At 69.3% G+C, this 13,337-nt stretch carries 10 protein-coding genes and 2 pseudogenes; 7 read left to right on the forward strand and 5 right to left on the reverse strand.

Features of this window, described 5'->3' with window-relative positions:
• Nucleotides 1–167 precede the first annotated feature (167 nt).
• The 6 genes and pseudogenes from GR130_RS22760 to GR130_RS22790 all read left to right on the forward strand — a co-directional run.
• Complete coding sequence (locus GR130_RS22760; RefSeq protein WP_159506404.1) at nt 168–1,976, forward strand: ABC transporter ATP-binding protein; 1,809 nt, start codon at nt 168–170, stop codon at nt 1,974–1,976.
• Nucleotides 1,954–3,762, forward strand: coding sequence for an ABC transporter ATP-binding protein (locus GR130_RS22765; protein WP_159506405.1), 1,809 nt, complete (start codon nt 1,954–1,956; stop codon nt 3,760–3,762). Before GR130_RS22760 ends, GR130_RS22765 begins: the two co-directional genes overlap by 23 nt.
• Before the next feature lie 330 nt (nt 3,763–4,092).
• Entirely contained in the window at nt 4,093–4,608 is a 516-nt protein-coding gene (locus GR130_RS22770; protein WP_159506406.1) for a putative immunity protein, read from the forward strand.
• A gap of 332 nt (nt 4,609–4,940) precedes the next feature.
• Entirely contained in the window at nt 4,941–6,485 is a 1,545-nt protein-coding gene (locus tag GR130_RS22780; protein ID WP_159506407.1) for an FMN-binding glutamate synthase family protein, read from the forward strand.
• 139 nt (nt 6,486–6,624) lie between these two features.
• A complete protein-coding gene (locus tag GR130_RS22785; protein WP_159506408.1) occupies nt 6,625–7,431 on the forward strand; it encodes an alpha/beta hydrolase family protein in 807 nt (268 codons plus the stop codon).
• A gap of 192 nt (nt 7,432–7,623) precedes the next feature.
• Nucleotides 7,624–7,755, forward strand: a pseudogene (locus GR130_RS22790) (flavoprotein); the annotation flags it as partial.
• A gap of 59 nt (nt 7,756–7,814) precedes the next feature.
• Here the strand turns inward: GR130_RS22790 and GR130_RS22795 are convergent.
• On the reverse strand, nt 7,815–8,033 hold the full coding sequence (locus tag GR130_RS22795; protein ID WP_159506409.1) for a hypothetical protein: 219 nt from the start codon (nt 8,031–8,033) through the stop codon (nt 7,815–7,817).
• Nucleotides 8,034–8,110: 77 nt separating this feature from the next.
• On the opposite strand from GR130_RS22795, the pseudogene GR130_RS40870 reads away from it, so the two are divergent.
• Nucleotides 8,111–8,335, forward strand: a pseudogene (locus tag GR130_RS40870) (short-chain dehydrogenase); the annotation flags it as partial.
• A gap of 306 nt (nt 8,336–8,641) precedes the next feature.
• On the opposite strand, the gene GR130_RS22805 reads toward GR130_RS40870, so the two are convergent.
• From GR130_RS22805 to GR130_RS22820, 4 genes are all read right to left on the reverse strand, one after another.
• Nucleotides 8,642–8,992 carry a UBP-type zinc finger domain-containing protein gene (locus GR130_RS22805; protein WP_159506410.1) on the reverse strand — a complete coding sequence of 117 codons (351 nt, stop codon included), beginning with the start codon at nt 8,990–8,992 and terminating at the stop codon, nt 8,642–8,644.
• A complete protein-coding gene (locus tag GR130_RS22810) occupies nt 8,989–10,446 on the reverse strand; it encodes an ATP-binding protein (RefSeq protein WP_159506411.1) in 1,458 nt (485 codons plus the stop codon). Before GR130_RS22810 ends, GR130_RS22805 begins: the two co-directional genes overlap by 4 nt.
• Nucleotides 10,443–12,125, reverse strand: a complete 1,683-nt coding sequence (locus GR130_RS22815; RefSeq protein ID WP_159506412.1) for an FAD-dependent oxidoreductase — start codon at nt 12,123–12,125, stop codon at nt 10,443–10,445. The genes GR130_RS22810 and GR130_RS22815 overlap by 4 nt, the downstream gene beginning before the upstream one ends.
• Nucleotides 12,126–12,420: 295 nt before the next feature.
• Entirely contained in the window at nt 12,421–13,248 is an 828-nt protein-coding gene (locus GR130_RS22820; protein ID WP_159506413.1) for an alpha/beta fold hydrolase, read from the reverse strand.
• Nucleotides 13,249–13,337: the final 89 nt, after the last annotated feature.

Consider the following 13,337-nt stretch of genomic DNA (forward strand, 5'->3'; position numbering starts at 1 on the left):
CCCGAGTCCAACCACCAGGATTTACCTGCCTGTTGGGACGCGCCGGCGGAAACTAGGGATTTTCCGGTGTGCGGTGCGCTGCACTGTCCAGGTGTCCCCCCAGGCCCCGGTCGGCGCCGTCGCCCCTCCCGCCGAACGGACCTGCCCGTCTTCTGGAGCGTCGCCCGGTGCTGCTCAGACTCCTGCGAATCCATGTGCGGCCCCACCGGCGCTCCGTCGCCGTGCTGGGGCTGCTGCAACTGGCGCAGATCCTCGCCACGTTGGCCCTGCCGACGCTGGGCGCCGCACTCATCGACAACGGCGTGGTCAAGGCCGACAGCGGCTACATCATCCGGGCCGGCCTGGCCATGCTGGCCGTGGCGCTCGTCCAGGTCGCGGCGTCCGTGGGCGCGGTGTCGCTCGGCGCCCGCACGGCCATGGCAATGGGCCGCGACATCCGCTCGGCGGTCTTCCGCCGGGTGTTGGACTTCTCCGCCCGCGAGGTCGGGCAGTTCGGCACCCCGTCGCTGTTGACGCGGACCGTCAACGACGTGCAGCAGGTACAGATGCTGGCGGCGTCCGCGTTCGACGTCGCCGTGTCAGCGCCCCTGATGTGTCTGGGCAGCGTCGCGCTCGCCCTCCAGCAGGACATCGAGCTCTCCCTGCTCCTCGTGGCACTGATAGTGGTCCTCGGAATGTGCTTCGGACTCATTCTCGGCCGTACCGATCCGTTCTACGCCCGTATGCAGGAGTACCTGGACCGCATCAACGGGCTGCTGCGCGAACGCATTGCCGGAGTCCGTGTCGTACGGGCTTTTGTGCGCGACGCCCACGAAAGCGCGAGATTCGACCGCACCAATTCAGAATTGCGCGACATCTCGTTGCGCGTCGGCCGGCTGCTGGCGGCCGTCATCCCCGTCGTGCTGCTGGCCCTGAATGGCTTCATGGTGGCCGTGTTGTGGTTCGGCGCCCACCGCGTCGAGGCCGGAGCGATTCCGTTCGGCGCGCTCAGCGCCTTTCTGAGCTATCTGGCACTGATCCTGATGTCGGTGGTGATGGTGACGTTCGTGTGCCTGGCGATGCCACGGGCGAGAGTCTCCGCCGAGCGCATCCAGCAGGTGCTGACCACCGAGCCGAGCGTGGCGGCGCCGCACGAGCCTGTGCCCGCCGTGCCCGAATCCGGCCGACTTGCGTTATATGACGTCGAGTTCCGCTATCCGGGGGCCGAGGAGCCGGTGTTGCGCGGGATCGACCTGAGCGCCGGGCCGGGCGAGACGGTGGCGATCCTCGGCAGCACCGGCAGTGGCAAGACCACCCTGCTCAACCTCGTGCTGCGGCACTTCGACGCCACCGGCGGCTCCGTCCACGTGGGCGGCGTCGACGTCCGCGCACTGGACGCGAAGGTGCTGCGCCGCACCGTCGGCTTCGTACCGCAGCGGCCGTACCTCTTCTCCGGCACCGTCGCCGGCAATCTGCGCTTCGGCGACCCGGACGCCACCGACGACGAACTCTGGCGCGTGCTGGAGATCGCCCAGGCCCGCGACTTCGTACGGAACCTGCCCGAGGGGCTGAACGCCCCGATCACCCAGGGCGGCACCAATGTGTCCGGCGGGCAGCGGCAGCGTCTGGCGATCGCCCGCACCCTGCTCCGCAAGCCGGACATCTATCTCTTCGACGACTGCTTCTCCGCGCTGGACCACGCCACGGACGCCGCGCTGCGGGCCGCCCTGGAGCCCGAACTCTCCGGGGCGACGGTGCTCACCGTCGCCCAGCGCGTCAGCACCGTCCGCCGCGCGCGGCGCATCGTGGTCCTGGACGCGGGGCGGGTGGCCGCCACCGGCACACACGAGGAGCTGCTGCGCACCAGTACGACGTACCGGGAGATCGCCCGGTCCCAACGTACCGCCACCACCGACCACTACGGCGACGCGGGCCCGGACGCCGCAGCCGCCACGACTCCTCGGGAGGCTGTCCATGGTCTCGGCGGACAGCGCTAGCCGCGCGCGGCGCGGCCCCGCCCGCCGCACGCTGGGGCTACTGCGCCCGCACCGTGCCCCGCTGACCGTGGCGGTCGCCCTCGGCATCGGCGGCGTCGCGCTCAACGCGACGGGCCCGATGCTCCTCGGCAGGGCCACCGACCTCGTCTTCGACGGCCTCCGGCACACCCGTGGATCCGGCGGAGTCGACTTCGACGGGATCGCCCGCCTGCTGCTGATCGCGCTCGCGCTCTACGGCACGGCCGCCCTGCTCACCCTCCTCCAGGGGCGGCTGGTCGCGGCCGTCGTCCAGCGCGTGGTCTTCGCGCTGCGCCGGTCCGTGGAGGTCAAGCTCGCCCGCCTGCCGCTGCGGTACTTCGACCGCCACCCGGCGGGCGAGGTGCTCAGCCGGGTGACCAACGACGTCGACAACCTCCAGCAGACCCTGCAGCAGAGCCTCAGTCAGCTGCTCACGGCGGCGTTCTCCGTGCTGACCATGCTGGTTCTGATGTTCGTCATCTCGCCGCTGCTGGCACTGATCATGCTGGTCTGCGTACCGGTGTCGGCCGTCCTCGCAGCCCGGATCAGCAAGCGCGCACAGCCGCGGTTCACCCAGCAGTGGTCCGCCACCGGAGCGCTCAACGCGCACATCGAGGAGGTCTACACCGGGCACTCGCTGGTCAAGGGCTTCGGGCGGCGCGAACAGGCCGAGCGGGCCTTCGACGAGCACAACCAGGCTCTCTACCGCGCCGCCGCGCGCGCCCAGTTCATCTCCGGCAGCATCGAACCGTCGATGATGTTCGTCTCCAACCTCGGCTATGTCGTCGTGGCGGTCGTCGGCGCACTGCGCGTGCTCACCGGGACCCTCTCCATCGGCGACGTCCAGGCGTTCATCCTCTACTCCCGGCAGTTCAGCCATCCCATCGTCGAGGTCGCCGGCATCGCCGCCCGCCTCCAGTCCGCCCTCGCCTCCGCGGAACGGATCCACGACCTCCTGGACGCCGACGAACAGGGCCCCGACCCCGCGCACCCCGCGCACCTCCACGAAGCCCGCGGACACGTCCGGTTCGAGAAGGTCTGCTTCCGCTACTCCCCCGACACCCCCCTCATCGAAGACCTCTCCCTCACCGTCGAACCCGGCCAGTCCGTGGCGGTCGTCGGCCCGACCGGCGCGGGCAAGACCACCCTGGGCAACCTCCTCATGCGGTTCTACGAGACGGACGCGGGCCGCATCCTCCTGGACGGCACCGACATCACCACCATGACCCGCGAGGAACTGCGCGCCCACATCGGCCTGGTGCTCCAGGACGCCTGGCTCTTCTCCGGCACCATCGCGGAGAACATCGCCTACGGGCGCCCCGACGCCACCCGCGAGGACGTCGTGGCCGCCGCCCGCGCCACGTGTGCCGACCGCTTCATCCGCACCCTGCCCGACGGCTACGACACCGTCCTGGACGAGGAGTCGGCCACCATCAGCGCGGGCGAGAAACAACTCGTCACCATCGCCCGCGCGTTCATGACCCGGCCCTCGATCCTGCTCCTGGACGAGGCGACCAGCGCCGTCGACACCCGTACAGAGGCCCTCATCCAGCGCGCCCTGCACTCGCTGCGCGCGGGACGCACCAGCTTCGTCATCGCCCACCGCCTCTCCACCATCCGCGACGCGGACCTCATCCTCGTGATGGAGGGCGGCCGCATCGTCGAACGCGGCACCCACGCCCAACTCCTGGCCGCGAAAGGCGCCTACGCCCGACTCCACACGGCCCTGGAGCCCGACGCCGGACTGGAGAACGCCCTCCCGCACTGAACCGATACCGGTCACCCCCACAAGGCGTCACCTCCGACCACGTACCAACCCTGGCAACGGACGGCACAAGAAACGTGGGTACGGTCGGCGGGCAACCGCCGGCCGCTCGGGCTCCCTGCCGAGCGGCCCACGGCAGGGATGCGAGACCGAAAGCCGGCGGGAATCCCCTCGGCACGAGAGAGCCACGCACCGCGCGCTCGGTTGCGCACTTGCTGTAGTCGGCGAGCTTGCGGATCGGCCACCGGGTTCGCAGGCTTTGCCTAGGGTGTGCCTGGCCACAGGTCCGCGCCCTCGAACGTGGGGCGGATACCAGCAAAAGGAGTGCCAACCATGATCCTCCCGAAGGTCCGGGACCCTCGCTTCGTGACCATCCGCCGCGGTGGGACCCTCACCGATGCGGATCACCATCTCCTGGCTCTTTGGGCTGCATCGTGCGCGGAGCACGTCCTTGACCTCTTCGAGTCGGCCCGGCCCGAGGACCCACGGCCGCGTCAAGCGATCGAGCATGCTCGCGCCTGGGTACGTGGCGAGGTCAAGATGATGCAGGCTCGCGCGGCGGGCGGCCATGCAATGGGCGCAGCGCGAGACCTGCGTGGCGCAGCACGGCATGCTGCGTACGCCGCCGGGCAGGCCGCGGTCGTCGCACACGTCGGCGCGCACGAACTCGGCGCGGCCGCGTATGCGATCAAGGCCGCACGTGCGGCCGCACCGGAAGGCGAGGGCGAGGCCGCACGGCGTCTTGAGTGCCAGTGGCAGCGTGGCCGGCTCCCAGAGGCGATTCGCGAGCTTGTCATCGACGACCAGCGACGGCGGAACGACATCTGCTGGTCGGTGTTCGACTGCTGAGCGCGCGTCCGGACATCTGCGCCATCCACACGAAGCTGATCGGCGCCGGCACCTCCCGGTCTTCGTACCAGCGTCGTCAACGCCTTCTTCGACCTCGCGGATGCCCTCATCACCGTGCGCAGCCTTTCCCATGCGCCTGGGCCACCCACCGCTGGGACGACCGCCCCCGGCGACCCTGCCCCCACGCCTGTCCGAGCGAGCCCCTAATATCATTTCGCGTTCTCCGACGGACGCCGACGCCCGCCTGGTCGTGCCCGCCGCCCAACGCCCGGTACGACACGACGACGTCCACCGCATCGCGATGGAATCGAGCATCGAGGAGAGGAACGTTCATGCGCGCCCGGAGCATCGCCACGGCCACCGCAACAGCACTGGCACTGGTGGCCGCTCGTGACCTTGTCCAGAAGAAGCACGCACTGCTACGGAACTTCCCGGTGATCGGGCACGCCCGGTACCTGTTGGAGACGATCGGGCCGGAGCTGCGGCAGTACATCGTGACCTCCAACGACGAGGAGCGCCCGTTCAGTCGTGACCAGCGCACCTGGATCTATGCGTCGGCGAAGGGCGAGAACAACTACTTCGGGTTCGGAACCGACAACGACGTCGAGCACATGCAGGGGCACGCGTACCTGAAGCAGCGCACGTTCGCCGGCTCGCTGCCCGACGCGCACGACCCGCAGGCCCCACTGCCCTCGGCCAAGGTGCTGGGCGGACCACGCGGGCGCGCCAAAGCGTTCCGGCCGGCGAGCGTGGTGAACATCTCGGCGATGAGCTTCGGATCGCTCTCCGGCGCGGCGATCACGGCGCTCAACAAGGGGGCGGCGCTGGCGGGCACGATGCAGAACACGGGAGAGGGCGGCCTCTCGCCGTACCACCGCAACGGCGGCGACCTCGTCCTTCAAATCGGCACGGCGTACTTCGGCTGCCGCAACGAGGACGGCAGCTTCAACATCGACAAGCTCAAGGACGTGGTCGCCGGCGCCCCGGTCAAGGCGATAGAGATCAAGCTCTCCCAGGGCGCCAAGCCGGGACTGGGCGGGATGCTGCCGGGCGCGAAGGTGACCCCCGAAATCGCCGCGATCCGCGGCATCCCACTCGGCAAGGACTGCGCCTCGCCGTCGCGGCACACCGCGTTCAGCGACGTCGACTCGATGCTCGACTTCGTCGAACTGCTCGCCACCGAGACCGGTCTGCCGGTCGGGATCAAGAGCGCGGTGGGCGAGATGGATTTCTGGCAGGAGCTGGCCACGCTGATGGCGCGTGGTGATCGTGGTGTCGACTTCGTGACCGTCGACGGCGGCGAGGGCGGCACCGGGGCGGCGCCGCTGATCTTCAGCGACTCGGTGTCGCTGCCCTTCCGGATGGGCTTCTCCCGGGTCTACGGCACCTTCGCCGAGCAGGGGCTGACCGACGACCTGACCTTCATCGGCTCCGGCAAGCTCGGCCTGCCGGAGAACGCCGCGGTCGCCTTCGCTCTGGGTGCCGACATGATCAACGTGGCGCGTGAGGCGATGCTGTCGATCGGCTGCATCCAGTCGCAGAAGTGCCACACCGACAAGTGCCCCACCGGCGTCGCCACCCAGAACCCGCGGCTGGCCCGCGGCCTCGACCCGACCTCGAAGGCCACCCGGGCCGCCGTCTACCTGCGCACCCTGCGCAAGGAGCTGACGAAGGTCTCGGCGGCCGTCGGCGTCGCCCACCCGGCACTCATCACGGCCACCGACATCGAGATCATGAACGGCGACTACGAGGCCCGCACCCTGGCCGGCGTCTACGGCTACAAGGACGGCTGGGGCGAGCTCGGCCCGCACCTCGCCGACGAGATCACTGCACTGCTCACCACCAAGCCGGCCTCCGCGCAGAGGCCGATCGTCTGACGCGCCGACAGCGGGCAGGCACCGCGCTCACTGCTCTCCCCCTCCTCCCCCCTCCTGCTCGGAGCACGCGCGTGGCACCCGCCGGTGTCGCCCTCGTCCCCCCTGCCCCACGAACAGTCCCTGCCTAGGTGATCGCAACATGACCGAAAAAGTGAGATTCCCGAGCGTCGTCGGCCCCGAACTGGCCGGAGCAATCGACCTGCCAGACGGCGAGATCCGAGGCTGGGGAATCTTCGTACACGGATTCACACTCGGCAAGGACTCGCCGGCAGCCTCGCGCGTCAGCAAGCAACTGGCACGCGAGGGGATCGGAATGCTGCGTTACGACAACCTCGGGATCGGGGACTCCGACGGCGACTGGGGGGACGGTTCCTTCACCGTCAAGGTCCAGGACACGATCCGTGCAGCGGCCCTGATGGCGGAGCGGGGAACTCCAGCGGACCTGCTGGTGGGGCACTCATGGGGAGGCGCCGCCGCCCTCGCCGCAGCGGCCGAGGCAACCGGCGTCCGCGCGCTCGCCACGATCGGGGCGCCCGTCGAGCCCAGCCACGTCGAGCGACAGTACGACGCGGTCATGGATCGCGTTCTCAGTGAGGGTTCGCACGAGTGGTTCGTCGGCGGGAGGACCCTGGTCCTCAAGCGCGCCTTCGTCGAAGACGTCCGCCATGCTCACCTGCGCGACCGGATACGCGAGTTGAACCTGCCGCTACTGGTCCTGCATTCGCCTACCGACCAGACCGTCGACATCGCCAACGCCGGGGAGATCTTCCGCGAGGCACGACACCCGCGAAGCTTCGTCTCGCTCGAAGGAGCGGACCACCTCCTGACCGCACGAGGACAAGCGCAGCGAGCCGCCCACATCATCAGCGCCTGGGCCGACCAGTACATCCACGGGTCACGGCCCGGAGGCACGACATCTCCGGTGACGAAGAGCTCGCTCGGGTAGGTGTGGGGGCAGGGTCGTCGGGTGCGACCGCCGTCGCACCCTGCCGGAACTGCAGTACTTCGGCCGACAGTTGGGAGTCCCCGCGTGAGCGACCAGCACCCCGCCCCGCGGACCGGGAAGAAGCCCTTCCGCTACGTCGTCGACGCGACCGCCATCGAGACCCGGACCGGGTTCCCGATCCTTCCCCAAGCTCGGCTGCGTGACATGGGCGTCCTCATCGGCTCGTACGAGCCACAGCAGCCGACGGCTGGCGGCGGAGCGGACAGGTTCCGCCGGGAAGAGGCACTGGAGCTGCTCACACCAAAGGTGGCCGGCCAGGGGTGAGCGCCCTCGACGGCCGCGGCCTGACAACAGCCGCTCAGCGGTGTTGCGCCCACAGCCCCTTACCGCTCGGCGTTCCAGACGTCAGGTCCGCCCCCGAGCCAATCGATCAACTCCGGGTCGTCGATCGCCGTATCGGTCTCCGGCAGATCCGCGCGCTGCAGGAACTCGATCAGGTCGAGCAGGTGGTAGGCCGTGCCCGCGCACTCACCCCGGATCGTCACCCGCCTGCCACCCTCAGTCATCGGCGGGTGCACCACCACAGGCGCGCCGTCGGCCATAACCTCATCCTCGCTCCGCCGGCGCCCGTGCGCGAGCCCGCCCCACCGTCACACACCTCCAGCAGCGATGTGGCAACACCGCTTCGAAGGCGGCGCCGGCCATGCTGACCACCCAGTACGCCAAGGCTTGCCCGACCCGGATCCATGCCGCCAACCCTGGTTTCACCGCCACCGGCCTCACCGACCACAGCGGCACGCAGACCGTCACCGAGGGCACGGACGTGATCGTCCGCCTCGCCACCGAAGAGCCCGGCGCCGGCTCGGGACGCTTCGTCGACCGGCACGGCGAGATCGCCTGGTCGTCAGGACTGTCCGTCCGAGGCCGCGCTGCGGACGCTCCGGCTCCTCAGGCACACGAAGTGGAGACACACGGGGTGAAGACGGTGTCCGTGCGAGCCGCGGCGACGGTCTCGTCGATGCTCACCGCCCATGGCCTGCCAGGGAAAAACGGGCCGTACGCTCCCGCGTGGCGAACCCACGGGACTCCCCATTCAGCACGCTCCGTTTCCGGACAGCCTTCGCATACCCGTGATCGCTGTTTCGCCCGGATGCACTCCCCCCGTGACGGTGTTGCTCGTTCTGCCGCACGGCGGGAGTTCGGGGCCTGCCTATCCCAGGCGGTCGGCCCAGTCCTCCGGGACTCGTCCCGCGGGGCCGGGGGTGGGCTGGTCGGCAGGGTGGCTCTCAGGGGGAGCCAGGGACGGGCCCGAGTCGGACACCTGCGAGGTCCCGTAGTCGTAGAACCAGGTTTCGCCCGGTTCGAAGCTGCGGATCACCGGGTGCCGGGTGTCCCGGGCATGGGCCGTCGCGTGCTTGGCGGGCGAGTCGTCGCAACAGCCGATGTGGCCGCACTGTGCGCACCGTCGGAGGTGGAACCACCAGCCACCACTGGCGTCGCACTCGGCGCATCCGGTTCCGCTGGGCGGGACCGCGGGGTCGATTCCGTGCGGTGAACTCATAAGGGCTCCTGTGGGGAACTGGGGTCGGCGGAGGCCAGCGGCAGGCGTACCTGGAAGCGGGTGTCGCCGGGGGCGGACCGGAACCTGAGGTCCCCGTTGTGTTTGTTGACGATGATGCGCCAGGAGATGTCCAGACCGAGACCTGTCCCTTCACCCACCGGTTTGGTGGTGAAGAAGGGGTCGAAGACGCGGTCCCGGATCTCCGCGGGGACTCCGGGACCGGTGTCGCGGAATTCGACGAGCAGATGGTCTCCGTCGCGGGCGGTGCGCACGGTCAACGTGCCGCCGGCGTCCGTACTGTTCATCGCCGCGGCCGCGTTGTCGATCAGATTCGTCCATACCTGGTTGAGTTCGCCGGGGTAGGCCGGGATCTTCGGCAGGCTGCGGTCGTATTCCTTGACGACGGTGATGCGCGGGCCGATCTTCGCGGAGACCATCAGCAGGGTGCTGTCCAGCAGTTCATGGATGTCGGTGACCTGGTAGGGCGCTCGGTCGAGTTGCGAGTACTGCTTGGCTGCCGTGACGAGGGCCGAGACGCGGGTGGTCGACTCCTCGATCTCGTTCATCAGCAGTTCTGCCTCCACGGTGCAGTTGAGCCACCGCACGGCCCCTTCGAGGGTGTCGTCGTCGACGGCTGCGGTGACCTGGTCCAGCCAGTCGGTGTCCAGGCCGGCCTGCACGAAGGTCGGCGCGAGCTGCCAGCCGTCCGCGATGCCGTGGTCGTCGAACCAGTCGGAGAGGGCGTCCTCCCGGTCCGCGGCCTCCAGCGGGCTCAGGGCGGTGGCCTTGGCGACGCGCTCGGCCGTGCGTTCCTGGATGTCGACGAGTGTCTCCAGGGCGTCGCGCCGGTACGGGCGTGCCGCGATGACGCCGAGCTTGTGGCGCATTCCGGCGACCCTCTCGCGGAGCGCGGAGGTGGCGCGCACGGCCGCGGCGGCCGGGTTGTTCAGCTCGTGGGTCAGCCCGGCGGACAGCGATCCGAGAGCCAGCAGCCGCTCTCGCTGGCCGACCGCCTCCTGGGCGCTCTTGACCCCGAAGAAGAGACCTTCCAACAGGTGCACGGCCATGGGGAACCACTCACGCATGATCGCGGCGAAGGTCTCCGCGGGCAGCACGAAGAAGCTTGTGGGCTCAAGGACGCGGAGCGAGCTGTTGTACACCTGCCGCAGGCGGTCTCCCAGGTATGCCTGGAAGGCTCCCGCGTACACCCCGCGGCTGGAACTCCGGCTGGTCTCCACGTCGTAGTCCCCGATCCGGCGCGAGAGGACGAGGGTTCCTTCGAGCAGCACGTAGAAGCACGTGGCCGGGTCGCCCTCCTCGTACACGGGCCCGGGTGCGAACTCCTCCACCCGGCCTTCGCGGCAGAGCCGGGCGAGCTGGTCGGGGGCAAGCTTCTCGAACAGGAACAGCGAGCCGAGTTCTTCCTGGCTGCACGGCATCGGCCGACCGCTCATGACTGCTCCAGGTATCGGTGGACGAGCATGACCGCCATGGCTCCCTCGCCTACCGCGGAAGCGACACGTTTGGCGGACTCGGCGCGGGCGTCCCCCGCGACGAACACACCCGGGACGTTGGTTTCCAGGTGGTAGGGCGGCCGGTCCAACTCCCAACCGGCGGGCGGGCGCCCGTCGGTGGTCAGATCGGGGCCGGTCAGGATGAAGCCGCGGGAGTCCCGGAGCACCGTGCCCTCCAGCCAGTCCGTCCGCGGGACCGCGCCGATGAAGACGAACATCCACTGGGCGTCGACGAGTTCGGTGTGGCCGGTCGATGTGTCACGGACGGTGATCTGTTCCAGATGACGCGCGCCGTGGGCGGAGTCGACGACCGTGTTGGCGCGCACAAAGATCGTGGGCGTCTCGTCGACCTGCTGGACGAGGTAGTGGGACATCGACGTGGCCAAGGACGGCTCACGCACCAGCACGGTGACCGACTTGGCGCTCCGGGCGAGGTAAATCGCGGCCTGGCCGGCGGAGTTCGCGCCGCCGACGATGTACACGTCCTGGTCCTGGCAGGCGGCCGCTTCCGTCAGGGCCGAGCCGTAGAACACTCCGCAGCCGGTCAGCTCGGACACGCGGGGTGCCTCCAGTTGCCGGTACGACACGCCGGTGGCGAGAATCACGGCGTGCGCGGCGACAGCGGAGCCGTCCGAGAACCGGACGACGCGCGACGCACCGTTGATCTCCAGTCCGGTCACCTCGCGCGCGGTCAAAATTTCGGCACCGAACTTCGACGCCTGACGCCGGGCCCGGTCGGTGAGCTGTGCCCCGGAGACTCCGTCCGGAAAGCCGAGGTAGTTCTCGATGCGCGAGCTCTGCCCTGCTTGGCCTCCGGTCGCGGAGCGTTCCACGAGGACGGTCCGCAGACCTTCGGACGCCCCGTACACCGCCGCACCCAATCCGGCGGGCCCGCCGCCGATGATGACGAGGTCGTAGAAATCGGTCGCCGGTGTCGTCGCGAGGCCGACCCGGGCGGCGAGTTCCCGGTCCTCCGGCTCGACGAGGGCGGTGCCGTCCGGGGGGATCACCAGCGGGAGCCGCATCCCCTCCTCCCCCGCCGCGCACAGCAGCCGCCGGCCTTCCGGCTCCTCGGACGAGTACCAGCGGTAGGGCACCTGGTTGCGGGCCAGGAATTCCCGTACCGCCGAGGAGCGCGCCGACCAACGGTGTCCGACGACCTTGGTGACGGTCACCGGCCGGTGGTCGGTGGCCCGCCAGGCCGACAGGAGATCGTCGAGGACGGGGTAGAGCTTCTCCTCGGGCGGCTCCCAGGGCTTGAGGAGGTAGTGGTCGAGGTCGACGACGTTGATCGCGTCGATGGCCGCTCCGGTGTCCGCGTACGCGGTCAGCAGCACCCGCCGGGCGCCGGGATGGATGTCGAGAGCCTGCTCCAGGAATTCGATGCCGTTCATCTCCGGCATCCGGTAGTCGGCAACGATCACCGCGACGGGGGCGCCGCGCAGCTTCAGCTCACGCAGCGCGTCAAGGGCGGACGCGCCGGACTCCGCGCGGACGATGCGGTACGACGCGCCGTACTGGCGCCGTAGATCGCGGGCGACAGCACGGGACACGCCCGGGTCGTCGTCCACGGTCAGAATGACGGTCCGCGCCGGACTGGCAGCCTGTTCTCTAGGCATCCCGTCCCCGGTCGATTGCCCTTCCGCACCAAGAGATGTGCCTGTCCGGCACACCGGTGCGGCAGCGATACCCATTTTATGGGTGGCCGTCAGGGTCTGCTACGCAAGGTCGGGATTGCCGAATGCTGCCGGGTGTCTCCTGTCGTATCCGCGGGGCGTCGGCCGGCAGTCCCGCCAGGCGGCACCGCCGGCCGAGTGACACGTCTGCGATACCCCACCGCCCCGCCCCGCCCTCCTGCCCGTCGGCGATCACCTGATCACCGCATGGAACAGCACGGCGACACGGCGCAGTCGGTCAGCCGCGGGCGAATTCGAGGAGGTCGGCGTTGAGCCGCTCCGCGAACTCGGGCACCATCGACAGGCCGTGCGGAGCACCCGCATAGATCTTGAAGATCGCGTCCTTGACGAGCTTCGACGACTTCTCGCCTGCGGCCACGATGGGAACGATCTGGTCGTCATCGCCGTGAACGATCAGCGTGGGAACGTCGATCTTCTTGAGGTCCTCGGTGAGGTCGGTCTCGGAGAACGCCTTGATGCAGTCGTAGGCACCCTTGATGCCCACGGTCATGCTCCAGAGCCAGAACTCGTCGCGGGTTCCCTGGGAGACGGTGGAGCCTTCGCGGTTGGCCCCGTAGAACGGGCCGCTGAGGTCCTTGTAGTACTGGGAGCGGTCCGTCAGCACGCCGTGCCGGATCTCGTCGAAAACGTCGATCGGCAGCCCCTCCGGGTTCGCGTCCGTCTTGAGCATCAACGGGGGGATCGCGCCGAGCAGAACCGCCTTGCCGATACGACTCGAGCCGTGCCGGCCGATGTAGCGCGTGACCTCCCCGCCGCCCGTCGAGTGCCCCACCAGGATGGCGTCCCGAAGATCGAGGGTCTCCATGACCGATGCCAGGTCGTCGGCGTACGTGTCCAGGTCGTTCCCGTTCCACGGCTGGCCGGAGCGGCCGCCCCCGCGTCGGTCGTGCGCCACGGCCCGGAAGCCGTTGTCCGCCATCAGCTTCAGCTGTGGGTCCCACGCGTCCGCGATCAGTGGCCAGCCGTGGGAGAAGACCACTGGTTGCCCCGACCCCCAGTCCTTGAAGTAGATCTGTGTACCGTCATGTGCGGTGGCAAAGGCCATGACTGCCTCTCCAGCGCTTGTCCGGAACTCCGCACTTCATGGGAAGTCAATTCCCGAGCCGCACCGGGAATGTCACGCCTCGACCGACA

The sequence above is a fragment of the Streptomyces sp. GS7 genome, assembly GCF_009834125.1.
Classification (GTDB): domain Bacteria; phylum Actinomycetota; class Actinomycetes; order Streptomycetales; family Streptomycetaceae; genus Streptomyces.

Bases quoted from the DNA above. Each gene is read 5' to 3' on its own strand.
- GR130_RS22805 (WP_159506410.1), bottom strand. From the start codon at position 8,992: ATGAGTTCACCGCACGGAATCGACCCCGCGGTCCCGCCCAGCGGAACC.
- GR130_RS22765 (WP_159506405.1), top strand. From the start codon at position 1,954: ATGGTCTCGGCGGACAGCGCTAGCCGCGCGCGGCGCGGCCCCGCCCGC.
- GR130_RS22810 (WP_159506411.1), bottom strand. From the start codon at position 10,446: ATGAGCGGTCGGCCGATGCCGTGCAGCCAGGAAGAACTCGGCTCGCTG.
- GR130_RS22820 (WP_159506413.1), bottom strand. From the start codon at position 13,248: ATGGCCTTTGCCACCGCACATGACGGTACACAGATCTACTTCAAGGAC.
- GR130_RS22770 (WP_159506406.1), top strand. From the start codon at position 4,093: ATGATCCTCCCGAAGGTCCGGGACCCTCGCTTCGTGACCATCCGCCGC.
- GR130_RS22785 (WP_159506408.1), top strand. From the start codon at position 6,625: ATGACCGAAAAAGTGAGATTCCCGAGCGTCGTCGGCCCCGAACTGGCC.
- GR130_RS22780 (WP_159506407.1), top strand. From the start codon at position 4,941: ATGCGCGCCCGGAGCATCGCCACGGCCACCGCAACAGCACTGGCACTG.
- GR130_RS22795 (WP_159506409.1), bottom strand. From the start codon at position 8,033: ATGGCCGACGGCGCGCCTGTGGTGGTGCACCCGCCGATGACTGAGGGT.
- GR130_RS22815 (WP_159506412.1), bottom strand. From the start codon at position 12,125: ATGCCTAGAGAACAGGCTGCCAGTCCGGCGCGGACCGTCATTCTGACC.